Source organism: Rossellomorea marisflavi, from assembly GCF_001274775.1.
Lineage (GTDB): Bacteria > Bacillota > Bacilli > Bacillales > Bacillaceae_B > Rossellomorea > Rossellomorea marisflavi.
In genome coordinates, this window is sequence record NZ_LGUE01000001.1 from 188,126 (window position 1) to 213,410 (window position 25,285).

The 25,285-nt window shown below is 50.1% G+C and carries 24 protein-coding genes and 3 other annotated features; of the genes, 20 read left to right on the forward strand and 4 right to left on the reverse strand.

All coding sequences use genetic code 11. The annotated features are described in order from the left end of the window. Window positions 1-6 precede the first annotated feature (6 nt). The 8 genes from dnaI to AF331_RS00965 all read left to right on the forward strand — a co-directional run bounded on the left by dnaI (window position 7) and on the right by AF331_RS00965 (window position 7,155). Entirely contained in the window at window positions 7-933 is a 927-nt protein-coding gene (dnaI, locus tag AF331_RS00930) for a primosomal protein DnaI (RefSeq protein ID WP_048006316.1), read from the forward strand. 571 nt (window positions 934-1,504) lie between these two features. Next, a complete protein-coding gene (ytxC, locus tag AF331_RS00935) occupies window positions 1,505-2,353 on the forward strand; it encodes a sporulation protein YtxC (RefSeq protein ID WP_053426371.1) in 849 nt (282 codons plus the stop codon). A gap of 67 nt (window positions 2,354-2,420) precedes the next feature. Beyond that, window positions 2,421-2,653 (forward strand) — a binding site (T-box leader). Between the two features lie 83 nt (window positions 2,654-2,736). After that, on the forward strand, window positions 2,737-4,671 hold the full coding sequence (gene thrS / locus AF331_RS00940) for a threonine--tRNA ligase (RefSeq protein ID WP_053426372.1): 1,935 nt from the start codon (window positions 2,737-2,739) through the stop codon (window positions 4,669-4,671). Window positions 4,672-4,841: 170 nt separating this feature from the next. Next, window positions 4,842-4,974 (forward strand) — a sequence feature (ribosomal protein L20 leader region). An 81-nt stretch (window positions 4,975-5,055) separates the two neighbouring features. Then, window positions 5,056-5,559, forward strand: coding sequence for a translation initiation factor IF-3 (infC, locus tag AF331_RS00945; protein WP_053426373.1), 504 nt, complete (start codon window positions 5,056-5,058; stop codon window positions 5,557-5,559). A 22-nt stretch (window positions 5,560-5,581) separates the two neighbouring features. Further along, window positions 5,582-5,782, forward strand: coding sequence for a 50S ribosomal protein L35 (rpmI, locus tag AF331_RS00950; RefSeq protein ID WP_032087387.1), 201 nt, complete (start codon window positions 5,582-5,584; stop codon window positions 5,780-5,782). A 30-nt stretch (window positions 5,783-5,812) separates the two neighbouring features. Beyond that, complete coding sequence (rplT, locus tag AF331_RS00955; RefSeq protein ID WP_048006313.1) at window positions 5,813-6,172, forward strand: 50S ribosomal protein L20; 360 nt, start codon at window positions 5,813-5,815, stop codon at window positions 6,170-6,172. Window positions 6,173-6,234: 62 nt separating this feature from the next. Next, window positions 6,235-6,507, forward strand: coding sequence for a DUF1294 domain-containing protein (locus tag AF331_RS00960; RefSeq protein WP_053426374.1), 273 nt, complete (start codon window positions 6,235-6,237; stop codon window positions 6,505-6,507). Between the two features lie 78 nt (window positions 6,508-6,585). Next, the gene (locus AF331_RS00965) at window positions 6,586-7,155 is read left to right on the forward strand and encodes a TVP38/TMEM64 family protein (RefSeq protein WP_053426375.1); all 570 of its coding nucleotides are present in this window, start codon (window positions 6,586-6,588) and stop codon (window positions 7,153-7,155) included. A gap of 38 nt (window positions 7,156-7,193) precedes the next feature. Here the strand turns inward: AF331_RS00965 and AF331_RS00970 are convergent, their stop codons facing one another. Then, window positions 7,194-7,583 (reverse strand): hypothetical protein, encoded by a 390-nt coding sequence (locus AF331_RS00970; protein WP_053426376.1) that lies wholly within the window; start codon window positions 7,581-7,583, stop codon window positions 7,194-7,196. 129 nt (window positions 7,584-7,712) lie between these two features. Here AF331_RS00970 and AF331_RS00975 point away from each other — a divergent pair, with 129 nt between their 5' ends. Both AF331_RS00975 and AF331_RS00980 read left to right on the forward strand, forming a co-directional pair. Beyond that, the gene (locus tag AF331_RS00975; protein ID WP_053426377.1) at window positions 7,713-8,198 is read left to right on the forward strand and encodes a dUTP diphosphatase; all 486 of its coding nucleotides are present in this window, start codon (window positions 7,713-7,715) and stop codon (window positions 8,196-8,198) included. 68 nt (window positions 8,199-8,266) lie between these two features. After that, entirely contained in the window at window positions 8,267-9,352 is a 1,086-nt protein-coding gene (locus AF331_RS00980; RefSeq protein WP_053426378.1) for a M42 family metallopeptidase, read from the forward strand. Window positions 9,353-9,396: 44 nt separating this feature from the next. On the opposite strand, the gene AF331_RS00985 is transcribed toward AF331_RS00980, so the two are convergent. Both AF331_RS00985 and sspI read right to left on the reverse strand, forming a co-directional pair. Then, entirely contained in the window at window positions 9,397-9,945 is a 549-nt protein-coding gene (locus tag AF331_RS00985; RefSeq protein ID WP_053426379.1) for a cysteine hydrolase family protein, read from the reverse strand. 129 nt (window positions 9,946-10,074) lie between these two features. Continuing rightward, complete coding sequence (gene sspI, locus AF331_RS00990; protein WP_053426380.1) at window positions 10,075-10,290, reverse strand: small acid-soluble spore protein SspI; 216 nt, start codon at window positions 10,288-10,290, stop codon at window positions 10,075-10,077. Window positions 10,291-10,413: 123 nt separating this feature from the next. Between sspI and AF331_RS00995 the strand changes: the two genes are divergently transcribed. The 4 genes from AF331_RS00995 (at window position 10,414) to AF331_RS01010 (ending at window position 16,501) form a co-directional block, all read left to right on the forward strand. Then, window positions 10,414-11,181 (forward strand): TrmH family RNA methyltransferase, encoded by a 768-nt coding sequence (locus tag AF331_RS00995; RefSeq protein ID WP_053426381.1) that lies wholly within the window; start codon window positions 10,414-10,416, stop codon window positions 11,179-11,181. 37 nt (window positions 11,182-11,218) lie between these two features. After that, window positions 11,219-11,451 (forward strand) — a binding site (T-box leader). Window positions 11,452-11,525: 74 nt separating this feature from the next. Continuing rightward, complete coding sequence (gene pheS / locus AF331_RS01000) at window positions 11,526-12,563, forward strand: phenylalanine--tRNA ligase subunit alpha (RefSeq protein WP_053426382.1); 1,038 nt, start codon at window positions 11,526-11,528, stop codon at window positions 12,561-12,563. A gap of 45 nt (window positions 12,564-12,608) precedes the next feature. Then, window positions 12,609-15,020 (forward strand): phenylalanine--tRNA ligase subunit beta, encoded by a 2,412-nt coding sequence (gene pheT, locus AF331_RS01005; RefSeq protein ID WP_053426383.1) that lies wholly within the window; start codon window positions 12,609-12,611, stop codon window positions 15,018-15,020. Window positions 15,021-15,625: 605 nt separating this feature from the next. After that, on the forward strand, window positions 15,626-16,501 hold the full coding sequence (locus AF331_RS01010) for an alpha/beta fold hydrolase (RefSeq protein ID WP_053426384.1): 876 nt from the start codon (window positions 15,626-15,628) through the stop codon (window positions 16,499-16,501). A 204-nt stretch (window positions 16,502-16,705) separates the two neighbouring features. Here the strand turns inward: AF331_RS01010 and rnhC are convergent, their stop codons facing one another. Further along, the gene (gene rnhC, locus AF331_RS01015) at window positions 16,706-17,629 is read right to left on the reverse strand and encodes a ribonuclease HIII (protein WP_053426385.1); all 924 of its coding nucleotides are present in this window, start codon (window positions 17,627-17,629) and stop codon (window positions 16,706-16,708) included. A 128-nt stretch (window positions 17,630-17,757) separates the two neighbouring features. Here rnhC and zapA point away from each other — a divergent pair, with 128 nt between their 5' ends. The 6 genes from zapA to AF331_RS01045 all read left to right on the forward strand — a co-directional run bounded on the left by zapA (window position 17,758) and on the right by AF331_RS01045 (window position 25,194). Beyond that, window positions 17,758-18,018: a cell division protein ZapA gene (zapA, locus tag AF331_RS01020; RefSeq protein WP_053426386.1), complete on the forward strand. Its 261-nt coding sequence runs from the start codon at window positions 17,758-17,760 to the stop codon at window positions 18,016-18,018. Between the two features lie 7 nt (window positions 18,019-18,025). Further along, the gene (locus AF331_RS01025; protein ID WP_053426387.1) at window positions 18,026-18,565 is read left to right on the forward strand and encodes a CvpA family protein; all 540 of its coding nucleotides are present in this window, start codon (window positions 18,026-18,028) and stop codon (window positions 18,563-18,565) included. 105 nt (window positions 18,566-18,670) lie between these two features. Further along, complete coding sequence (polX, locus tag AF331_RS01030) at window positions 18,671-20,404, forward strand: DNA polymerase/3'-5' exonuclease PolX (protein WP_412177701.1); 1,734 nt, start codon at window positions 18,671-18,673, stop codon at window positions 20,402-20,404. Between the two features lie 15 nt (window positions 20,405-20,419). Next, window positions 20,420-22,774, forward strand: coding sequence for an endonuclease MutS2 (locus AF331_RS01035; RefSeq protein ID WP_053426388.1), 2,355 nt, complete (start codon window positions 20,420-20,422; stop codon window positions 22,772-22,774). A 24-nt stretch (window positions 22,775-22,798) separates the two neighbouring features. Continuing rightward, a complete protein-coding gene (locus AF331_RS01040) occupies window positions 22,799-23,206 on the forward strand; it encodes a DUF350 domain-containing protein (RefSeq protein WP_053426389.1) in 408 nt (135 codons plus the stop codon). 290 nt (window positions 23,207-23,496) lie between these two features. After that, complete coding sequence (locus AF331_RS01045; RefSeq protein ID WP_053426390.1) at window positions 23,497-25,194, forward strand: AMP-binding protein; 1,698 nt, start codon at window positions 23,497-23,499, stop codon at window positions 25,192-25,194. Window positions 25,195-25,285 lie beyond the last annotated feature (91 nt).

A 25,285-nucleotide genomic window follows, 5' to 3' on the forward strand; every position in this document is an offset into this window, starting at 1 on the left:
AAAAAGATGGAAAGAATCAACCATACACTCAAGAGGCTTGCTGCATCCGGTTCTTTTCAAGAGCGGTACGACGCAATGAGAAAAGAGATCCTGGCGAATCCCGATGTGAAGGATTTCGTCAGGAAGGAGGATGTCCCTGCGGATGTGATCGATGCGAATCTGATGAAATTATATGAATACATTTCCCAGAGCAAGGAATGCAGCGGATGTCCGTCCCTGGCTGAGTGCAAGAATATGATGGAGGGATATGAGCCCCATCTAGTCGTGAGGGGCCGTGTCATCGATATCGAGTATCATCGTTGTCCCAGGAAGGTCGTGCACGACGAACGGACAAGTTCCCAGCGTTTGATCAAGAGTCTGTACGTGCCGAAAGATATCCTGCATGCCTCCTTCACGGACCTCGAGCCCGATTCCAAGGGAAGGGTGGAAGCAATCCGTCAGGCCATGGCCTTCGTACGCGATTACGAAGAAGGCAAGAAGATGAAGGGCCTTTATTTTTACGGGAAATTCGGTGTCGGAAAGTCGTATCTCCTCGGTGCGATCGCCAATGAGCTCGCCGAGAAGAAGATCTCGTCCATGATTGTCTATGTTCCGGAGTTCTTCCGTGAAATCAAACAGTCCCTCGGGGATCATACAACCAATGAAAAACTGGATGCCGTCAAAACGGCTCCGATCCTCATGCTCGATGATATCGGGGCGGAAACGATGTCGAGTTGGGGGCGGGATGAAATCCTCGGTACGATCCTGCAGTACAGGATGCTTGAAAATCTGCCGACATTCTTCACCTCCAACTTCAATCATAGCGAGTTGACCCATCACCTTACCTATTCACAGCGCGGGGAAGAGGAAAAACTGAAAGCCGCGAGGATCATGGAAAGGATCAAATACCTGGCCGCACCCGTTCTGATCGATGGACGCAACAGACGGGAATAGAGTGGCTGGTGCAACCGTGTAGCGAAGAGGCTGAGACAAATATGTTTTAGTCATAGTAAAACCCGAATCGTGCCTACGATAAAGCAAATGATTCGGGTTTTAAATTCGTTTAATGAACATTTAAATTTCATCGTTTCCAGCGGTTGATCGGAGTGTAAGACGAAGACTCCAGCGGGAAGAGTAGCTGATGTGAGACCCCGCAGGCGTGCCGAGGAGGCTCACGGGCTACCCGCGGGAAGTCTNTCTTTTAGTTTTGTCCCATCCTCTTTTTCAATTGTCCAATGATTCCAGAAGTGCCTGCGTTTGTTCGGAAGACTCCAGAGGAAAGAGGAGCATGCCAGCCGACTACGATCACGCATACCCCGTCTCGCAAGGGAACGATGGGAAGACCCACATGGATTGTCTTCGTAAGAAATGATCTCTTTTCGTGTTGTCCAGACCTCCTTTGCAGGGTCCAGAAAGCGTGCCCGACCCGGACGCGTCCTGTAAATTTATTCACACCCCACTTCTAAATTGGCCAGGCCCTCCATATACATAAAGCAGGGAAATGGCTTTAAGGAGGCGGGATCGATTGGTAGAATTGATTTTCAGACGAAAGGCTGATGCACTGCGATGTCAGAAGCATCTGTGCGCACCATCCTGGATAAAGGAAACGCAGATTCAACGATGCAGCCACTATGCAATTTCGATAGAAGTGAAGACCGACCGTGATAGGATCGGTCTTGGAACAAGCCTGACGACCTTCATCATCAACGAGATGTGGAAGGGGTGGACGGAAGAGACCCTTAAAGCGGATTATTATTACAATGATCCGGAGGAAGTAGATCAGATCTGCGCCATCATTTCAGAAATGAGGAGCGGGGAACGGCCGGAACTGACTGAACTCTTGACCGACTGGGATGAGAGTGGGCTCGTATTGGGAGAAGTTCAGAACCTCCTCTGCCATCCGGCACCTGTCACGTTCGATTCCTTTGCGACATTCAGGCTGAAGAAACTCCATGATAAATGGAGGGAGATGCTCGGACTTGCCATAGATGAGTACAAGATGGAGCAGGAATATCAAGTGTTCATCCAGATGCTGAGGGAGTATCTCGCCATCAGGGGAGAGCGGACTGATACCATCCACTTGTATCCTTCGAGGACAGGCTTCCGTTTTTTCGATGGTCACTATACAGAAGTGACGAAGGAAGAGCTGATGAACGCCATCGATAAACGATTGTTCTTCCAGCACCCCCTGTATGTAGATTCCTCCACCATCGCTCCTTTGCTGTCGCTGGCACCGAGAAGCATTTTTGTATACGGGTCGGAAGAGGAGAAGATCGTCACCACCCTGAGGAATATTTTTGAAGACAGGCTGGATATCCTTCCGGTCAGCTACTTCCCGGATCCGTGCATCCCCCTGGATCTTGCCAACGAATAAGATAGGATGGCGCCCTCTTGCTTTTCCGGACATAACCGATTATAATACCTACATACTAAGTGCATACAAACAGGTTATGATGAGGACAACAATCTTCCGGACGGGATTACAGAGAGGGAAGCCGAATGGCTGCAAGCTTCCTATCAGCAAGGATGAATTGACCACCTCTGAACTTCGATTGCGAACGGGGATGTCCCAAGTAGTCATCGACGGCTAAACGTCGTTATCAAAACAATGAAGTCATTCCCGTGATGGGGATGAAAAGTTGGGTGGAACCGCGAGTGCAACCTCGTCCCTTCGTATATTTACGGAGAGACGGGGTTTTTTGTTTTTTATTCGGCCGATTCTTGGCCAATGATGAATCATAAAAGGAGTGATACGCTATGTCAGAAGTAGTGAAAATGCAGTTCCCCGATGGGAACGTGAAGGAGTTTCCGAAAGGGACAACAACAGAGGAAATCGCAGCATCGATCTCCCCGGGCCTCAAGAAAAAGGCACTGGCGGGAAAAGTGAATGGGAATCTGATCGATCTCCGTACAGGGATTGAAAGCGATGGAAGCATCGAGATCATCACTCCACCAGGTGAAGATGCCCTGGAAATCCTGCGCCACAGTACAGCCCACTTGATGGCACAGGCGATCAAACGCCTGTATCCTGAAACGAAACTCGGCATCGGACCGGTCATCGAAGGTGGATTCTACTATGACGTCGATTCCGAGCATACCTTCACACCTGAAGATCTTCCTTTAATTGAAAAGGAAATGAAAAAGATCACCGGTGAAAACCTCGAGGTCATCCGTAAAGAGGTAAGCCGTGATGAAGCCCAGCGCATTTATGAGGAAGTCGGTGATGAATATAAGCTCGAGCTTCTTGAAGCCATCCCTGAAGGGGAGCAGGTATCCATCTACGAACAAGGCGAATTCTTCGACCTTTGCCGCGGGATCCACATCCCGTCCACCAACAAGATCAAGGAGTTCAAACTCCTCAGTATCGCAGGTGCCTACTGGCGCGGAAACAGCGACAACAAAATGCTGCAGCGGATCTATGGTACAGCTTTCTTCAAGAAAGAAGACCTGGATGAGCATCTCCGTCTACTTGAAGAAGCGAAGGAACGCGATCACCGTAAAATCGGGAAGGAACTGGATCTGTTCATGACGTCCCAAAAGGTCGGTCAGGGTCTGCCGATGTGGCTTCCGAAAGGGGCAACCGTCCGCCGCATCGTCGAGCGCTATATCGTAGATAAAGAGGAGCGCCTGGGCTACAACCACGTGTATACTCCGGCACTCGCAAGCGTCGAGCTTTACAAAACAAGCGGTCACTGGGATCACTACCAGGAAGATATGTTCCCGATCATGGAGATGGACAACGAAGACCTTGTTCTCCGTCCGATGAACTGCCCGCATCATATGATGATTTATAAAAACAGCATCCACAGCTACCGAGAGCTGCCGATCCGCATTGCGGAATTGGGTCTCATGCACCGCTATGAAATGTCCGGTGCCCTCTCCGGCCTCCAGCGCGTACGCGGCATGACGTTGAATGATGCCCATATCTTCGTCCGCCCGGATCAGATCAAGGATGAATTCAAGCGTGTGGTCCATCTTGTACAGGAAGTATATAAAGACTTCGATATCAACGAGTATTCCTTCCGCCTGTCTTACCGCGATCCGGAAGACAAAGAGAAATACTTCGATGACGACGAGATGTGGAACAAAGCTCAAGGCATGCTGAAGGAAGCCATGGATGAACTGGAAATCGATTATTTCGAAGCAGAAGGGGAAGCGGCTTTCTACGGACCGAAGCTTGACGTTCAAGTGAAGACTGCCCTCGGCAAAGAGGAGACGCTCTCGACTGTCCAGCTGGATTTCCTTCTTCCGGAACGTTTCGATCTCACTTATGTAGGGGAAGACGGGAAGCAACATCGTCCGGTCGTTATCCACCGCGGTGTCGTATCGACAATGGAACGCTTCGTGGCCTTCCTCATCGAAGAGTACAAAGGGGCATTCCCGACATGGCTCGCACCGACTCAGGTACAGGTCATCCCGGTATCGCCAGATGTGCATTTCGACTATGCCAAAGAAGTACAGGAAAAATTACAGGCTGAAGGCCTCCGTGTCGATATTGATGACCGGAACGAAAAAATCGGCTATAAGATCCGTGAAGCCCAGATGAGCAAGGTGCCATACATGCTCGTCGTGGGGGATAATGAAATCAAAGAAAAAGCCGTCAATGTCCGCAAATACGGTGAACAGAAGTCAGAAACACTTGCCTTTGATGCTTTTGCCGATATGGTGAAATCCGAAGCGAAACGCGGATAACGTCTTTCTTTTAGCCGATCATCTACGCTAGAGCATGCATCTTTCGGGAAAACCTCAAAAAAAGGTTGCACTCTACCGTGATGAATGCTATCATGAAATACGTTGTGACAAACCGGTTTGACTTTGGTATTGTCTTATGGTATAGTATCTAAGGTGAATTGAATACAGTTTGGTACAAGTAGAGGCATCCCGCTTCTCACCTGAATGACGCGTTTTGCAGTTACCAGGTAACTTTCATGATAATTAAGCGATGTGCTTTATAATCAGATGCGGGTGTTTCGACACTCGCATCTTTTTTGTTTCTGAAATGAAGGTCGGGTGCTGCAAACCGATACCGCGTATTCTTTTAAATTACCTTGGAGGTGGCTAGTTATTAGCAAAGACATGATCTTAAACGAAACGATTCGTGCCCGTGAAGTGCGTCTGATCGATCAGAATGGTGAACAGCTTGGAATCAAAACCAAGAACGAAGCCCTTGAAATCGCAGAACGCGTCAATCTTGATCTTGTTCTCGTTGCTCCAACTGCAAAACCACCCGTTGCCCGTATCATGGACTACGGAAAGTTTAAGTTCGAACAACAGAAGAAAGAAAAAGAAGCCCGTAAAAATCAAAAGATCATCAATCTGAAAGAGGTTCGCCTGAGCCCGACGATCGATGACCATGATTTCAATACGAAACTTCGCAATGCTCGTAAGTTCCTTGAAAAAGGAGACAAAGTTAAAGCGTCTATCCGATTTAAAGGCCGTGCAATCACGCACAAAGAGATCGGCCAACGTGTACTCGATCGTTTCTCCGATGAGTGCAAAGACGTTGCAACCGTTGAATCAAAGCCTAAAATGGATGGTCGCAGCATGTTCTTGGTGCTCGCACCAGTCAACGAAAAATAATCGACCCGAGGAGGAAAAGCACATGCCAAAAATGAAAACTCACCGCGGCTCAGCTAAGCGTTTCAAGAAAACAGGTTCTGGTAAACTTAAACGTTCTCACGCTTACACAAGCCATTTATTCGCTAATAAATCTACTAAAGCAAAACGTAAGCTACGTAAAGCTGCTGTTGTCTCTAAAGGAGATTTCAAACGCATTCGTCATATGCTTGACAACCTTAAATAAAAAGCAAGTAAGAAATAGGAGGGAATTATTATGCCACGCGTAAAAGGCGGAACAGTAACTCGCAGACGTCGTAAAAAAGTTCTTAAATTAGCCAAAGGTTATTTCGGTTCAAAACATACTCTTTATAAAGTAGCAAACCAACAAGTCATGAAATCATACATGTATGCTTATCGTGACCGTCGCCAGAAAAAACGTGACTTCCGTAAGCTTTGGATCACTCGTATCAATGCAGCTGCACGTATGAACGGTCTTTCTTACAGCCGTTTGATGCACGGACTTAAGCTTGCTGGTATCGAAGTGAACCGTAAAATGCTTGCTGAGCTAGCGGTTTCTGATATCAATGCGTTCAACCAATTGGCTGACGCAGCAAAAGCACAATTGAACAAGTAATCTTATTGAGGGATCGGCCCACGGTGGCCGGTCCTTTTTGCATAGAGAGAAAGGGAGATTGCATGGAAACGTGGATCATCGCATTGAATTTGTATCTCATCGTGATCAATATCGCCGGCTTCATCCTCATGGGCAGGGACAAAGAAAAAGCGAGGCGGGGGGAGTACCGGATAAGCGAACGGACGCTGTGGCAGGTGGCGATCTTAGGGGGGAGCGTCGGCAGTTACTTCGGCATGCGCATCCATCGCCATAAGACGAAGCATGTGGCGTTCAGGCTTGGTTTCCCCTTGCTGGTCATCCTGCACGGGGGACTTTATATCTGGTTTGTCTTGTGAGTTCTGACAGGAGGGGGCGTCTCATAGGATAGAATAGCACGTGAACATCATCAGAGGCATAGTAGGGGGTTTTGCATCATGGATGATCGTTTAGTCGCTGCATTTGCCGTCATGGAAGCGAGTGGATTTATCGCCCCTTTCCTGTTCATTCTGTTCCACATCTTAAGGCAGTTCCTCTTCATCCCTGTCGCACTGGTCTGCATGGCGGGAGGTCTATTGTTCGGAAGTGTGTTCGGGTCGATTTATTCCCTGATCGGGTTGACGCTCTTATCCGTTCTTTTCTTCTTTGTCATCAAAGGGGTTCCGACGTTTGCCGAAAGGCTCCTGAAGCTGAAGGAAAAGTGGTTCGGCCGGAATGCCGTGTTGACGACCGGTCAGATCGCGGTGTTGAAGCTGATTCCGTTCGTCCACTATCAGCTCCTCAACCTGTGTCTCCTTGAGCGTCATAGGGAATTCAAACCGTTCCTCAGGGCGGCTTTCCTCTCGAACATCCCCCTGGCATTCTTTTATACGGTATTCGGTCAATACATCACCACGTTCTCCCCGCCGATCATCGTCATGATCATCCTGTCCCTGGCTGTCCTGTTTTATCTTCTCAGGGAAAAGGTGAGGGTCATTTCATGGAATGAATTCTTTCCGAGCAAATAAGAAAGGGGGCCGTCCTGGTGGACGCCCCCTTTGCTGTGCTACCGTTCTTTTTTCTTCAGGAGTTCATGTATGGGACTCTTCCAGTCGATCTTGGCGGCAGGATACCGCTCCTTGATTTCATTCTGGACATAGTGGAAGTCTTCCGTGTTCAGCCCTTTCAGGGTTGAGATGTTCTCCGCCCATACGAAGATCGAGACCACCTCGAAGGAATGATCGGTGGACCCCATATACTTTTCACCTTCGAACAGGACCCCTTTGTAGGTGACATGAAAGTTCTTGTGCACGTTTTCCTGATCATCCAGGAAATAAAACCTGCGCTGTTCCTTTGCTAGTTCAAGCTTTCTTTTTGGATTGAGGATATATTTCACACAGCGGTACAGAAGATAGATAATGAGCAATAAAAGGACCAGTCGGATCAGTAAAAACATGAAGATTACCTCCGTAGGCATATGGATTCTTCATGTACATACGGATGGATGAAAAAAAGGTTTCGTTTTATTTAAAATTCCTCTGAAAATTTGTCATACTAGATAGTGTAGAAAGGAAAGGTGAGCATAATGGATTGGAATCAACTATTGAATATGCAGAATGAACTGGATCGGCACATTGAAAGCGAGCACGGACTTCAAGACGCCGACCTGGTCGATAAAAAAATCCTGGCCCTCCTCGTCGAACTCGGGGAATTGGCGAATGAAACGAGGTGCTTCAAGTTTTGGAGCAAGAAGGCCCCTTCCGAGCAAGAGGTCATCCTTGAAGAGTATGTAGACGGCATCCACTTCATCCTCTCCCTTGGAATCGACATCGGGATCCGTTCCATCGATGAGCCCGAGGTACTGGAAGAGGGGGATCCGACAGAGGAATTCCTCAAGGTGTACAGTGAAGTGAACCGATTCTCGGAGGAGCGCTCCATTGAGAACCTTCTCACCCTCTTCCAACAGTTTCTTCAGCTTGGACGGGTTCTCGGGTTCAAGTCGGAAGACATCTTTAAATCCTACCTGAAGAAGAATGAAGTGAATTATCAGCGTCAGCAAGAAGGGTATTAATGAATATTTTGATGAATCTGAAGCTTTCAAGTATAATAAAGGTGACTATTATTTAGGGGGGCGAAACAATGACGAAACTTGACGAAACGTTGACGATGCTCAAGGATTTGACCGATGCCAAGGGAGTACCGGGAAATGAACGCGAAGTGCGGAACGTGATGAAAACATACATAGAGCCATTTGCCGATGAAATCACTACGGATAACCTGGGAAGCCTGATTGCGAAGAAGACCGGTTTGGAGAACGGTCCGAAGATCATGGTGGCCGGTCATCTGGATGAAGTAGGCTTCATGGTGACCCAGATCGACGGCAGGGGCTTCCTGCGTTTTCAAACCGTCGGAGGCTGGTGGTCCCAGGTAATGCTTGCCCAGCGGGTGACCATCGTGACCGATAGCGGGGAAATCACGGGTGTGATCGGTTCAAAGCCACCTCATATCCTTCCTCCTGAAGCGCGTAAGAAGCCGGTTGACATCAAGGATATGTTCATCGATATCGGTGCTTCCAGCCGCGAAGAAGCAGCGGAATGGGGAGTCAAACCGGGTGATATGGTGGTTCCATACTTCGAGTTCACGGTGATGAACAACGAAAAGATGCTCCTTGCCAAAGCATGGGATAACCGCATCGGATGTGCGATTGCCATCGATGTATTGAAAAACCTGAAGGATGCCGATCATCCGAATATCGTGTATGGTGTCGGAACGGTCCAGGAGGAAGTGGGGCTCCGCGGTGCCCGTACATCGGCAGCGAAGATCCAGCCGGACATCGCCTTTGGTGTGGATGTGGGGATCGCCGGGGATACCCCGGGAATCTCCGATAAAGAAGCATCAAGCAAAATGGGAGACGGGCCTCAGATCATCCTGTATGATGCGTCCATGGTATCCCATAAAGGACTGCGTGATGCCGTTACCAGCACGGCGGACGAACTGGGCATCCCGTATCAGTACGATAGCATCGCTGGTGGAGGGACCGATTCAGGTTCGATCCATCTCACGGCGAACGGTGTACCGGCCCTGTCCATCACCATCGCCACCCGCTACATCCACAGTCATGCGGCCATGCTGCATCGCGATGACTACGAAAATGCGGTGAAACTCATCACGGAGGTCATCAAGAAGCTCGACCGCGAAACCGTCGATAAAATCACGTATGATTGACCTTGAAGAGGCGCACGAGGGCGCCTCTTTTTGCATGCTGATGATCAGTCGTCAAAATCGATCTGACGGGAATCAGTCAGATCTGCCCCGATCGTCTTTGTGATGATCCGGAAGGCGTTGTCATTGTCTTCGGTCGTCTCGGAAGCGACACAGTCGGTCGGGATGGACAGCTCATATTCCCTCATATAGGCATCATTCGCCGTATAAAGGACGCAGATATCCCCTGCAATCCCCGTCAGGATCAAGTGGTGGATATCCAGCTGGTGAAGGAGGATCTCAAGCTGTGTTCCGAAGAAACAGGAATGCTTCGGCTTGATGATGAAGTAGTCATCGGTGTCGGGATGAAGCCGTTCGATGACTTTCCGGCCCTTGCCTTTTTGGCAGTGCTCGATGATATCATTCATATTGTCCTGCCACAGTCCGTAGTTATCGTTGACATAGATGATGGGGATCCCCGCATCTTTCGCCGTTTTCTTCAGATCCCGGATCGGATCGACGACGTCAAGGGTATGGTCAAGCAGGTTTTCCCCTCCGTCGAAGTCGAACGTATTGATCATATCGATCACGAGGAGTGCTCTGTTATCTTTACCCATTTGGTTCCTTCTCCTTTCCAAGCTTTTAGCCTTTCTTTACCACTCACGATTTCACTCAAACGTCCAGGGGATGGGGCTTTTGGAGTGAAATGAAAAACGCGCCTTCTGCATGAAGGCGCGCCATTCTTTTTAATGAGGCTGTTGAAGGGAATTCTCAAGCTTTTCAAGGACCATCTTCTGTTCGTTCGGATCAGCGTTCTGCCAGAAAACTTCGAGGAGTACACCCAGTCCCGGGAGCGTCTTCTCTTCGCCTCCCTGAATGGCGTCTACGATGGTATCGCGGAGTTCATCCTGTGAATTGCCCTGCACGTTGTGTATGATCGCTTTGCGTAGATTCAAGCTCATTATGCCCAGCTCCTTTATGGTTGATGAGGAATTCATTGTTATCGTCTCTCAAATCCCGTATATTATGTATGGAAGTTGAGGTATAATGGACATTTGAATAGAACGTTGAAGGAGCGGATACGATTGAAGTATATTCAATCCTCAAAAAACCCCATCGTGAAACAATGGAAGAAGCTGTTGACCAAAAAAGAACGGGATCTCACCCGTACCTATATCATCGAAGGATTCCATCTTGTAGAGGAAGCGTTGAAGCAGGATGGTGTCGTGCAGGAACTGATCGTCGTGGAAGGAGTGGAGGTGCCTAGGACCTTTGAGGCCGAGTTCATCACCACCGTATCAGCTGAGGTCGGAAGCCTTCTCGCCGATACGGAGACCACCCAGGGGATCTTTGCCATCTGCCGGCAGCAGGAACGGGAGGAAGACATAGTCGAATCAAGTACGTTCCTTCTCCTGGACGGGCTCCAGGATCCCGGCAATATCGGGACCATCATCCGGACGGCTGATGCGGCAGGGATCGACATGGTCGTCCTCGGGAAGGGGACGGTGGACCCTTATAACCAAAAAGTCCTTCGCTCTGCCCAGGGCAGTCATTTCCATCTGCCGATCGTGCGGATGGATCTTGAAGAACTGATCCCCGAGCTGCAGGAACGGGGGATCCCTGTTTATGGCACAGCCCTTGAAAATGGGGTTGAATACACAGGAGTGGAGCCTGCTGAATCCTACGCCCTCATCATGGGGAACGAGGGAAACGGTATGTCCCCCCATACACTCGAGATGACGGATCAAAATCTCTACATCCCGATTTACGGGCAGAGTGAATCATTGAATGTTGCCATCGCTGCAGGCATCCTGATGTATCATTTTAATCAGAACACACCGAAAAGGGTTTGAATTCTCCCCGATAATTCACTATAATAGTTCTCATATATGAAAAACGTTGAAAGAGGAAAGTAGCATCTGGAATTCCTCCAGGGAGAGAGTGCCTCGACTGAAAGCACTCTTATGAAGGACAGCTGTGAAATTTCACCTCTCGAGTTGGCATCGGGACCATTGCCCAGGCAATGTAATGATGTACCGGCATATGCCGTTATCCGAATGAAGTGAGTGGGCGAACGCTGCCTGCTTATAAGGGTGGTACCGCGATCAAACCTCGTCCCTTTCCGGGATGGGGTTTTTTTATTTGGTCAAAAAAGGACCGGTCCACTGAGACCGCAAGATAAAAAGGAGGATGTTCCATGGAGGAAACATTACGATCCCTTCAACAGGAAGCAATCGAAAAAGTAAATGAAGCACAGGATTTAAAAGCGCTGAATGATGTGCGCGTCGCCTATCTTGGCAAAAAAGGCCCCGTGACAGAAGCGCTTAAAGGCATGGGGAAACTCTCTGCAGAAGAGCGTCCGAAAATGGGTGCGCTCGCCAATGAGGTACGCGGAGCCATCACCGAGACCATCGAAGCGAAGCAGGCGATTCTTGAGAAGGAAGCAGTGGAGAAGAAGCTCCAATCGGAAACGATCGATGTGACCCTTCCAGGGCGCCCTGTGAAGAGCGGGAATCATCATCCCCTCACCATGATCGTCGAGGAAATCGAAGATCTTTTCATCGGCATGGGCTATACGATTGCCGAAGGCCCGGAAGTGGAGAAGGACTACTACAACTTCGAGGCGCTCAACCTGCCGAAAGGACACCCGGCCCGGGATATGCAGGATTCATTCTATATTTCGGAAGAAACGCTCCTGCGCACCCATACGTCCCCTGTACAGGCAAGGACGATGGAACTGGCAGATGGCAAAGGGCCGATCAAGATCATCTGCCCTGGGAAAGTGTATCGCCGTGACACCGATGATGCGACCCATTCCCATCAGTTCACACAGATCGAAGGACTTGTCGTCGATGAACACATCCGCATGAGTGACCTTAAAGGAACGTTGAATGTATTCGCCAAGAAGATGTTCGGGGAAGACCGGGAAATCCGACTCCGTCCAAGCTTCTTCCCATTCACGGAGCCTTCCGTCGAAATGGATATCAGCTGTAAGATCTGCGGCGGTGAAGGCTGCCGCGTATGCAAAGGGACCGGCTGGATCGAGATCCTCGGTGCCGGTATGGTCCATCCGAATGTGCTGGAGATGGCCGGATTCGATTCAAGCAAGTACTCAGGATTCGCCTTCGGGATGGGACCTGAACGGATTGCCATGCTGAAGTATGGAATCGATGATATCCGTCACTATTATACGAACGATACGCGTTTCCTCAAACAGTTCAGCGAGAAGGAATAATCGGAGGCGCATGGCGCACCGGACAAATCGATAGGAGGTACAAGAATGTACGTTTCATATAAATGGCTGGAAAACTACGTGGACCTGTCAGGTGTCACACCTGACGAACTTGCCGAAAAGATCACCCGCAGCGGGATCGAGGTAGAAGGAGTGGAACGGATCGGGGATGGCATCAAGGGTGTCGTCGTCGGCCATGTCCTTACATGCGAACAGCATCCCGACGCGGATAAACTGAATATCTGCACCGTGGATGTCGGAGAAGAAGAACCTGTTCAGATCATCTGTGGGGCACCGAATGTCGCCAAAGGCCAGAAAGTGGCCGTTGCCAAGGTAGGGGCAGTCCTTCCCGGCAATTTCAAAATCAAGAAAGCGAAGCTCCGCGGAGAGGTCTCCCAAGGGATGATCTGTTCCCTTCAAGAGCTCGGCGTCGAAAGCAAGCTAGTGCCGAAAGAGCATGCAGACGGGATCTACGTGTTCCCTGAAAACGAAGAAGTCGGAGCCGATGCAGTGGAGCGCTTGAGCCTGGATGATTCCATCCTTGAGCTCGGACTCACTCCGAACCGCTCGGACTGCTTGAGCATGCTGGGTGTTGCCTACGAAGTGGCAGCGATTCTTGACCGTGATGTGAAGCTTCCGGAACCATCCGTGAGTGGATCCGGCGAGAAAGCGTCAGACTACGTTTCCGTCCGCGTGGAAGCGAAAGAAGACAATCCATTGTACGGGGCGAAGATCATCAAGAACGTGAAGATCGGTCCTTCACCTGCATGGATGCAGCACGCCCTCATGGCAGCGGGCATCCGACCGCATAATAATGTCGTCGATATCACGAACTACGTGCTCCTTGAGTACGGTCAGCCGCTTCATGCCTTCGACTACGACCGATTCGGATCAAAAGAGGTCGTCGTACGCCGTGCGCATAATGGCGAGAAGATCGTGACACTCGATGATACGGAGCGCACACTGTCTGACGATCAGCTTGTCATCACAAATGGCAAGGCACCAGTCGCCCTCGCCGGCGTCATGGGTGGAGCAGACTCTGAAGTCCAGCAGGACACCACCACCGTCCTATTGGAAGCAGCGTATTTCACAGGTGCCATCGTGAGAGGGGCTTCCAAGCATCACGGGCTCCGCAGTGAAGCGAGCACAAGGTATGAAAAAGGCGTCGATCCCGAGCGCGTCCTGAAAGCGGGAGAACGTGCCGCCCAGCTCATGGCTGAGTATGCGGGAGGGGAAGTCCTTGAAGGCACGGTCCTCTTTGATGAAATGACCGTCCAGCCTGCACGCGTATCGATCACCCTTGAGAAGATCAACTCTTCACTCGGAACAGCCATCACCGCTGAGGAAGTGGAAGGCATCTTCCGCCGTCTCGGTTTCCCTGTTGAAGTAAGCGGAGAAACCTTCAACGTGACGGCTCCGACAAGAAGAGGCGACATCACGATCCAGGAAGATCTATTGGAAGAAGTGGCACGCCTCTACGGCTATGACCACATCCCGATGACCCTTCCTCAAGGGGCGTCAACAGCCGGAGGCTTAAGCCCATATCAGGCGAAGCGTCGCGCTGTCCGCCGCTACCTGGAAGGAGCGGGTCTCCTTCAGGCGATCACATACTCCCTGACGAACGACAAGAAAGCGACTCAATACGCACTCGATGTGAAAGAGCCGGTCCGCCTCCTCATGCCGATGAGTGAAGAACGGAGCAACCTTCGCCTGAGCATCGTCCCGCAGCTTCTTGAAGTCATTTCGTACAATAAGGCCCGTCAAAACGACAGCCTCGCGTTCTATGAAGTCGGAGCCGTGTTCCTGAATGAAGGAGAAGAACTTCCACGCGAAGAAGAGCATATCGCAGGGGCCCTTGCCGGTCTGTGGCATTCGCATCTTTGGCAGGGAGAGAAGAAGGCTGTTGACTTCTACGTGGCGAAAGGGATCCTCGAAGGCATGTTCGAGAACCTTGGCGTATCCGATGCCATCAGCTACCGTCAAGCCGTCATCGACGGATTGCACCCAGGACGGACAGCAGAAATCCTCTTGAACGATGAAGTCATCGGTTTCGTCGGTGCCACCCATCCGGAAGTGGAAAAAGACCTTGATCTCGATGCAACCTACGTATTCGAACTGAAGGCTGCACCGGTATTCGGATATGATAAAGCACCTCTCGGCTACTCACCGATCCCGCGTCACCCATCGATCACAAGGGATATCGCCCTCGTCGTCACGCAGGATGTGAAAGCAGGAGACGTTCAAGCCATCATCAAAGAAGCAGGAGGCAAACTCCTCAAAGAAGTCTCCGTCTTCGACCTTTACGAAGGAGAGCATATGGAACCAGGCAAGAAATCCCTGGCCTTCTCCCTCAAATACTTCGACCCGGCCAAAACCCTGACCGATGAAGAAGTCGTGAAAGTCCATAACAAAGTCCTTGAAGCCGTCAAAGCGAAAGCCGGAGCGGAACTCAGGGGATAACCATATAGAAAAGATGCCGGAAGTGATTCCGGCATCTTTTTTGTGTGCCTTTCACACACCAGGTGGGGTGAAGAAAGGCTAGGGGTTTCCATTCGAAAATCATAGAGTTCCTCGGAGCGGAAGGCAGCCGACTCCAACGGGAAAAGCGGGCAGGGTGAGACCCTGCAGGCCTGCCGAAGCGGCTCACCGCACGCCCCGTGGAAAGCGGCTGCCTGAGAGGAGGGGAACGGTCCCTATTCAAAATCCAAAAAGATACCGTGAATGATTCCGGCATCTTTTTTTTTCTTTTATGCAGGTCCTGGTGCGTTACAATATTTTCAGGTAATCTGTACACGCATCATGCTCACGAATGAATTCTTGGTTGATCCCAGGTCATCGATAGGATCTCCGATACGGAGTTCCAACGTGTTGAAAAGTAGTTGAGAGATCTCAGTATGATAGATACCGCCGTCTACCCTTCTTTATTTCTTGAGTGGGGGGAAGGAGTGTATGAAAGATGAGTATGATCCCGTGGTATAAAGTTTCTATATTCTCAGGAGATTAGACATGTGGTAATCTGTTTTTATGAAATGTGTTAAATTTTGGGTTGTTCAGGGGTGGGGTTTATGAAAGATAGGACCATTTATAAGCGGGATGGGAAAAAGAGGATCATGCAACACTACGATCGGTATGTGAATTCATTTGATTTTGGGGTCGAGCGGATATTTGTGGAAACAAGCTATGGGAAAACACATGTGTTAGTAGCGGGACCACCGGAAGGGAAGCCGGTTTTTATTTTTCAGGGGGGCAACTGCATCAACCCCATGACCTTATCATGGTTTTTACCTCTTATGGGCCACTATAGAGTGTATGCGCCGGATACAATCGGTCATCCAGGATTCAGCGACGAAAACAGGATTTCAGCAAAGGACGATAGTTTTGCCCGATGGACAAAGGAACTGATGGAGCACTTCCATGTGGAGCGCAGTGCATTCGTAGGCCCGTCTTATGGTGGGGGCATCATCCTGCGATTGGCCGCATTCATGCCTGACAAAATTGATTGCGCTGTATTGGTTTCACCTGCAGGAATCACATTGGGATCGAAGGTCAGGATGATGGGAGAAATCCTGCTTCCACTTGTCATGTATCAAATGACTTCTTCTCCAAGGCATCTCGATAGAATCGCGGATACCATGTCCCAGTCCAGTATGAAGGAAGTGGATAAAAACGTGATTGGGGATGTTTTTACTTACTTACGGCTTGAACAGGATATGCCCAAACTGACAACGAAGGAAGAACTGAAGCACTTTAACGCTCCTGTGCTCATCATAGCCGGGGAAAAAGACATCTTTTTTCCTGAAGATCGATTAAGGATAAGAGCTCAAGAGATCATTCCGAATCTCATTGAATGTAAGTCATATGTTATGGGCCACTTTCCATCGGAAGAGCATCTTGTGAAAATAAATCAGGATATAGAAGAGTTTTTACATAAATATTACTAACTTTTTAAATCCCATAATCACAGAGTTCCTCGGAGCGGAAGGCAGCCGACTCCAACGGGAAAAGCGGGCAGGGTGAGACCCTGCAGGCCTCCTGCCGAAGCGGCTCACCGCACGCCCCGTGGAAAGCGGCTGCCTGGAGCGGAGGGGAACGGAACCTATTCAAAATCAAAAAATGATGCCATCCAAAAAGGATGACACCTCCCTCTACTTCCTCGAAATCTTGATCGCTTTATCACTATTGGCAAAATGCCACTTCGTCATATTCTTCAGTGAGTCCACGCCCCTGCGCTTGATGATCTTGGCCGCAGCGATATCAACGGCGCTTCCGGCACCTTTAGGGATCGTCACGCCGGCCTTCTCACTCAACTTGTCCATCTCCTTCAGGAACGCATAGCGGGCTATGATCGATGCCGCCGCGACGGACAGATGCATGCCTTCACCCTTCGTACTGAAGTAAACCCGATCCCGCTGGATCTTTTTCTGTGATGCGATATGCCTGTAGTACGTATTCTTTTCCACAAACTGATCGATCAGGATCCCTTCCGGCTGTTCGGGGGCGATTTTGTCCATCAGATTCAGGATCGCTTTATTGTGAAGCAGGGCTTTGATCTTCCCTTGGGACATGCCGCTTTCCTGTAGCTCATTGTACTTCGGGTTATGAAGGATGAGGAGACTGTAAGGAATCGTCTGGATCAGGTCTTTGGCGATGCGCTTGATTGTCTCGTCCGTCAGGTTTTTGGAGTCCTGGACACCGAGTTCCTTCACAAGTTCGAGATGTTCCCGTTTCACATAGGCGCTGACGACGGTGATCGGTCCGAAGAAGTCACCGGTCCCGACTTCATCCGATCCGATCACCGACCACGAAGCAAAGTCTTCGGGGAGGGTAGTGGTCTTTTTATCGATCTTCTTTACTTTAGGAGCAACCTTCGATCCCCAGCGGGAGGCTTCCTCTTCACCCCGGGCCCCCTGGAAGAGGACTTTTCCCGATTTATAGGCCGTGACGGTGCATCCTGCAGGCTTGGCAGAGAATACTGCCCCGGGTGGCACCTTGCCTGTGAGGACGGAAGAATAGTGTTCTTTCATTTTATGTATCTGATCAGATGTCGTTTGAATGACGGTATTGGCCAAAACGGATCTCTCCTTCTTTACAAGTATGGTACGATGGAAATGAGTTCATATGACAATGTTCTACCATTCTCAACAGGTACATGGTATGATAGTGTGTAGAATTTTTAAGTGAACGGGGGTCTTTCGGATTGTCTGAAGCAGAAAAAAATCGCATTACCGTGGATATATATGGTCAGCATTATACGATCGTCGGAACAGAGGCGCCTGATACGATCCGCTTCGTCTGCTCCAAAGTGGATGACAAAATGAGAGAAATCAACTCTGCGAACCCGTATATCGACACGGGAAGACTTGCTGTACTGACAGCCGTGAACGCCGTGAACGATTATATCAAACTTCAAGAGAAGTACGAAGACCTCGAACGGCAAATCAAACAACTAAAGGATTGAAGTAACTATGTTGGATATCATACTGCTCGTACTCCTGCTTTTTGGATTCCTCATCGGATTGAAACGGGGATTCATCCTGCAGGTGATACATATATTCGGTTTCATCGCTTCATTCATTGTAGCATATTTGTATTATGATCAGCTTGCTCCCAAGCTGACTTTGTGGATTCCTTACCCGAATCTTGACGACCAGATGGCATTGAAGATGATCTTCCAGGCGGGGAATATGGAAGACGCCTACTACCGGGTGATCGCATTCACCATCATTTTCATCGCAGTGAGGATCATCCTTCAAATCATCGGCTCCATGCTTGATTTTGTCGCCCACCTTCCAATCTTGAAGCAGGTGAACAAACTGGGCGGGGGAGTGCTGGGATTTGCGGAAACGTATTTGATCCTGCTCATCCTGCTGTTCATCGGGGCCCTCCTGCCAATGGATTCCGTGCAGTCGGCCATTCAAGGATCCTTCCTTGGACAGGGTATGGTCAAAAACACCCCGATCTTCTCCGATATGATTCAATCATGGTGGATGGGGAAATCAGCTTGATAACAGGACTGGGTCCAGGAACCGAAGCATTCGATGCCGTTCCGGATTCAGTCTTTTTCTTTTGATGCGGAGTTTGCTACTATAGAGAGTGGAGAAACCATTTTCATGATGGAGAAGGTGATTGACGTGAATAAAAAAGATATCATTAAACTATTAGAAGAGATTGCGATCTATATGGAGCTCAAAGGCGAGAACTCATTCAAAATCTCGGCTTATCGCAAAGCAGCTGCAGCTCTTGAAAATGATGATCGCAGCTTAAGTGAAATAGATGATTTTACAAAAATCAGTGGAATAGGAAAAGGGACGGCAGGGGTCATCCAAGAATACGTGGAAGAGGGCTATTCATCGGTATTGGAAGAGTTGGAGGAACAGGTTCCTCCCGGACTCGTTCCCCTTCTTCAACTTCCCGGACTAGGTGGAAAGAAGATTGCGAAGCTGTACAGCGAGCTTGGCGTGAAAGGAATCAAAGATCTGGAAGAAGCGTGCCGGAACGAAAAAGTCCAGGCCCTAGCCGGTTTCGGGAAAAAGACGGAAGAGAAGATCCTCGCCGCCATCGAGCAGGTTGGCAAGCGGCCGGACCGCCTTCCCATCGGCTTCATGGAAGGAGTGGCAGTCGAGATCGAAGCCTTCCTAGGCAATATGGACAACATCAGGACCTACTCCCGTGCCGGCAGCCTGCGGAGGGGACGCGAAACCATCAAGGATCTTGATTTTATCCTCTCCACTGATGAGCCGTCACAGGTGAAGGAAGCCCTTCTGAAGTTCCCCGGTATCGTGGAGACCATTGCAGCGGGAGACACAAAAGTATCATTGACGCTCCGGTACAGCTGGGATGTGAGCGTCGATTTCAGGATTGTCGAACCGCAGGAATTCGCTACGGCCCTCCATCATTTCACGGGGTCGAAAGATCACAATGTCCGGATGCGACAGCTTGCGAAAGAGCGTGGAGAGAAGATCAGCGAATACGGGGTGGAGAACGCTGAAACGGGTGAAGTGACGACGTTTGAAACGGAAGAAGAGTTCTACGATCACTTCGGTCTCCCTTTCATCCCGCCTGAACTCAGGGAAGACGGCCGCGAGGTGGAAGGGTTCACGAAAGACTACCCATTGATTTCCCTTGAAGCCATCAAAGGAGACCTTCATATGCATACCACCTGGTCCGACGGAGCTTACTCCATTGAAGAGATGGTGGAAGCCTGCCGGGCAAAAGGGTATGCCTATATGGCCATCACGGACCATTCCCAATACCTGCGGGTAGCCAATGGCCTCAGTAAAGAACGATTGCTGAAACAGATTCAAGAAATTAAAGAAATCAATAAGCGCTATGATGATATCGAGGTGCTTGCGGGAATCGAGATGGACATCCTGCCTGACGGGACGCTCGATTATGACGACGACGTCCTCAGTCAGCTTGACGTGGTCATCGCATCGATCCATTCGAGCTTCTCACAGTCACAAGACAAAATCATGGACCGTTTGAAAACGGCACTGGAGAATCCTCATGTGGACTTCATCGCCCATCCTACGGGCAGGATCATCGGCCGAAGGGAAGGATATGCCGTCGACATGGATGCCCTGATCGATCTTGCGGCAGAAACCGGAACCGCACTGGAGCTCAATGCGAACCCGAACAGGCTCGATCTGTCGGCAGAACATGTGCGAAAAGCCCAGGAACGCGGTGTTCCCCTGGTCATCAATACGGACGCACACAGCCATGATCACCTTGAGTTCATGGGAATCGGCGTCTCGACTGCACGAAAAGGATGGATCAAAACCGATTCGGTCCTCAATACGAAAGATACAGACGAACTCATGAAGTTCCTGAAACGAAACAAATGATAAAGGTGGAGTATCGTGAATTCCAAAGTACTGAAAACATTAGAGTTTGATAAGATCAAAGAACTACTGAAAGAATATGCGGCATCCGCACTGGGCCTTGCCAAGGTGACCGCCCTGACACCATCCGTGGACTATGACGAAATCCTGGCCCTCCATGAAGAAACGGATGAAGCCATGACGATCCTCCGCCTCAAGGGGCATGCACCCCTTGGAGGGATCTTCGATATCAGGCCCCATGTGAAGCGTGCCCAGATCGGTGGCATGCTCTCTCCCGCCGAACTTGTGCAGGTGGCGAGCACAATCCGTGCAAGCCGTAAGCTGACGCGCTTCGTTGAAGAACTGAAGGAAGAGGAAGTGGAAATCCCGCTCCTGCAGGAGAAGATGGAATCCGTCATGCCGCTTCCACACCTTGAGCAGGAAATCCGTCAGGTGGTGGACGAAAACGGGAGCATACTCGATTCTGCCAGTGATTCCCTGCGGAACATACGCACCCAGCTCAGGGCGAATGAAGGAAGGATCAGGGAGAAGCTTGAACGGATGATCCGCTCCTCCAATGCCCAGAAGATGCTATCGGATGCCATCATCACCATCCGGAACGATCGCTACGTCATCCCGGTGAAACAGGAATATCGCGGCCATTATGGCGGCATCATCCATGATCAGAGTTCCTCTGGTCAGACCCTTTTCATCGAGCCCGAAGCCATCGTGCAGCTCAATAACCAGCTCAGGGAATTGAAATTGAAAGAGCAGACCGAAATCGAAAAAATCCTCCTGGCCATGACAGAGAAGGTGCATGAATTCTCAAGTGAGCTCTTCTACATCGTTTCGGTCCTCACGGATGTGGACTTCATGTTCACTAAAGCGAAGTTCGGCCGTTCCATCAAGGGGACGAAACCGATCGTCAATCAGGATAAGCGGGTCAGGCTGAATAAAGCCCGCCACCCACTGTTGCCAATGGATGACGCTGTGGCCAACGACATCGAGCTCGGGGATGATTTCTCGGCGATTGTCATCACCGGTCCGAATACAGGGGGGAAAACTGTCACCTTGAAAACACTCGGTTTGACGACCCTCATGGCACAGGCAGGCCTTCCGATCCCGGCGCTGGATGGTTCCGAGGTAGGGGTTTTCAAGACCGTGTATGCCGATATCGGGGATGAGCAGTCCATCGAACAGAGCTTGAGTACGTTCTCCTCCCATATGGTGAACATCGTCGGGATCCTCGATAAAGTCGATTTCGACAGCCTTGTCCTCTTTGATGAGCTTGGGGCTGGGACCGATCCCCAGGAAGGGGCGGCGCTGGCCATCTCGATCCTTGATGAAGTCCATGCCACCGGAGCGAGAGTGGTCGCAACGACCCATTATCCGGAACTGAAGGCATATGGCTATAACCGTGAAGGCGTCGTGAATGCAAGCGTCGAGTTCGATGTGGAAACACTGAGTCCGACCTACCGACTCTTGATCGGGGTACCGGGACGGAGTAATGCATTCGAGATCTCCGAGCGCCTGGGGTTATCCCAACGGGTCATCACGCGTGCGAAATCCCATATCGGGACCGACAGCAAGGAAGTCGAGAACATGATTGCTTCCCTCGAGGACAATCGCAGGCAGGGTGAGCGCGAACTGGAAGAAGCGCATGAGCTCTTGAGACAAGCGGAGAAGATGCACAAAGACATGCAGAAACAGATGATGGAGTACTACGAGAAGAAGGACTCCCTCTATGAGAAAGCCCAGAAAAAAGCATCCGAAGTCGTCGACAAAGCGAAAGCGGAAGCGGAGGAAGTGATCCGCGACCTGAGAAGGATGCAGAAGGAAAGCTCGTCCGGGATCAAGGAGCACCAGCTCATCCAGGCGAAAAAACATCTAGAGGAAGCAGCGCCGAACCTGCCTCAATCGTCGAAACCTAAAAAACAATCGACGGAACGCACGTTGCAACCGGGAGATGAAGTGAAAGTCCTAAGCTTCGATCAAAAAGGCCATCTCGTCGAGAAGGTATCCAACAAAGAATGGCAGGTTCAGATGGGGATCATGAAGATGAAAGTAAAGGAATCCGATCTGGAATTCATCCAATCCCAGCAGAAAGTGGAAACCAAGCCGCTTTCCACGGTGAAGGGCAAGGACTTCCATGTGAATCTTGAACTCGATCTCAGGGGGGAACGCTATGAAAATGCTTTGGCCCGTGTCGATAAATACATCGATGATGCTCTCCTTGCGGGCTATCCGAGGGTTTCCATCATCCATGGGAAGGGCACCGGTGCCCTGCGGCAGGGCGTCCAGGAATACCTGAAGAATCATCGTGCCGTCAAGAAGGCCCGTTTCGGTGATGCCAGTGAAGGCGGCACCGGGGTAACGGTCATCGAATTCAAGTAGTAGAGGAGAGAAGGGGGATTCCTAGTGGAGAAAATCTGGGAGAATGTGTTGGTGAAGACCGCTGCGAACTACAGCGTCGTCATTCTCTGCCTTGTTCTTTTCCTGGCAATCTTTGAACTTGTCACGAAGTATAAGAACTGGGAAGAAATCAAGAAGGGGAATCTTGCCGTGGGCATGGCTACCGGAGGGAAGATCTTCGGGATCGCCAATATTTTCAGTCATTCCATCGATCATAATGATACGATCATCACGACGATCGGATGGGGTGTCTACGGCTTTTCCCTCCTGCTGATCGGGTACTTCATCTTTGAGTTCCTGACACCTAGATTCAAGATCGACGAAGAGATAGCCAATGATAACCGCGCTGTAGGATTCATTTCCCTCGTCATTTCCGTCGGACTATCCTATGTCATCGGCGCAGGAATTTCATAAGGAGAGGGAATATGGAGAAACTGGCGAAAGTATTATTGGCCCTTTGCGGAGGATTCATCGTGGTGGGTATCATTTATATGGTTTTCTTTGCTTGACCGCCTTAATATTGAAAGGAAGACTGTCATACAGTAGTGGTGACAGTCTTTTTTATATGGGATGACTCCTGACAAGGGAGGATGACCATAGGCTAAAAGAAGGACTGGGAATCGAATACAAATTGTATCTGAAGTCCTGATGTTTTATAATGGGAATAGAATAAATTTTCAAACAATTAGACGGGAGGGATCGGTATGAACAAACCCTGGCTCGCTGAATACCCCGAGCAGATTCCAAGGGAGTTTTCGCTGGTGGAAAAACCGCTTCAGAGCTATCTGACTGATGCGGCGGAGAAATATGGTGGGAAAACGGCGATCCATTTCATGGGCAAGGAATTGAGCTATAGTGAGGTGCACGAAGCGGCACTCAAATTCGGCTCTTACCTGCAGGGGCTCGGGATCGAAAAAGGAGACCGTGTGGCCATCATGCTCCCCAACACGCCGCAGTCGGTCGTTGCCTACTACGGCATCCTCTATGCCGGAGGAGTCGTTGTGCAGACGAATCCACTTTATATGGAGCGGGAGATCGAGTATCAGATGAAGGATTCGGGTGCCAAGGTGATGCTCACCCTGGATATCCTTTATCCACGGGTCACGAAGGTGATGAAGGAAACCGAGCTTGAACACATAATTGTAACCGCTATCAAGGATTGTCTCCCCTTCCCCAAAAACCTGATTTATCCCTTCATCCAAAAGAAGCAGTACGGCATCGTCGTGAAGGTGGAGCCGTCTGAAACCATCCATCTCTATACGGACATCATGAAGAGAAGTGCAGGAGGACTTGCGGAACCGGAGGGGTTTGATTTTGCGGAAGACCTTGCCCTCCTTCAGTATACGGGAGGGACAACGGGGTTCCCGAAAGGGGTCATGCTCACCCATCAAAATCTGGTGGCCAATGCGTCCATGTGCGATATCTGGCTTTATAAGTGCCGGAAGGGTGAAGAACGGGTCCTGGGCATCCTCCCATTCTTCCATGTCTATGGGATGACAGCCGTCATGGTGCTATCCATCATGCAGGGGTATACCCTCATCCTCCTTCCGAAATTCGATGCCACCACGACCCTCAAGACGATCCAAAAGCAGAAGCCGACCCTGTTTCCCGGAGCTCCGACAATCTATATCGGATTGTTGAATCATCCGGATCTCAAGAAGTACGATCTCTCATCCATCGATTCATGCATCAGCGGAAGTGCATCGCTCCCCGTCGAGGTGCAGCAGCAATTCGAAGCGATAACAGGAGGAAAGCTGGTCGAAGGATATGGCTTGACGGAGTCATCGCCGGTCACGCACTCCAACTTCCTGTGGGATAAAGAGAGGGTGAAGGGGAGCATCGGCGTCCCTTGGCCGAATACCGACAGCGTCATCCTGTCCATGGAAACGGGGGAACCGCTGCCGCCGAATGAAATCGGTGAGATCGCCGTGAAGGGTCCGCAGGTGATGAAGGGATACTGGAATCGTCCTGAAGAAACCGAACAGACGCTGAAGGACGGCTGGCTCCTTACGGGGGACGTCGGCTACATGGATGAACGCGGATACTTTTTCGTAGTGGATCGCAAGAAGGATATGATCATTGCAGGAGGCTTCAATATTTACCCGCGGGAAATCGAAGAAGTCCTGTACGAACACCCTGCCATCCAGGAGGTCGTCGCAGCCGGAGTGCCAGATGCCTATCGGGGCGAAACCGTAAAAGCATATGTGGTCCTCAAGGAAGGCGCGTCCCTGACAGAAGAAGAGCTCAACGTTTATGCGAGGAAATATCTTGCCGCCTATAAGGTCCCGAGGATTTATGAATTCAGGAAAGAGCTGCCGAAAACAGCTGTCGGAAAGATCCTCCGCAGGGCGCTGGTGGAAGAAGAACGCGTCAAGCTGGAAGAAGAGGAGAAATTAAGTTAAACTGTTGAAGGAGAATCCTTCCTTCTTTTTTGTTGGCGGATGGTACAGGCTGTTGACAATCACAGGAGAACCTTATAATATAGAAATATGA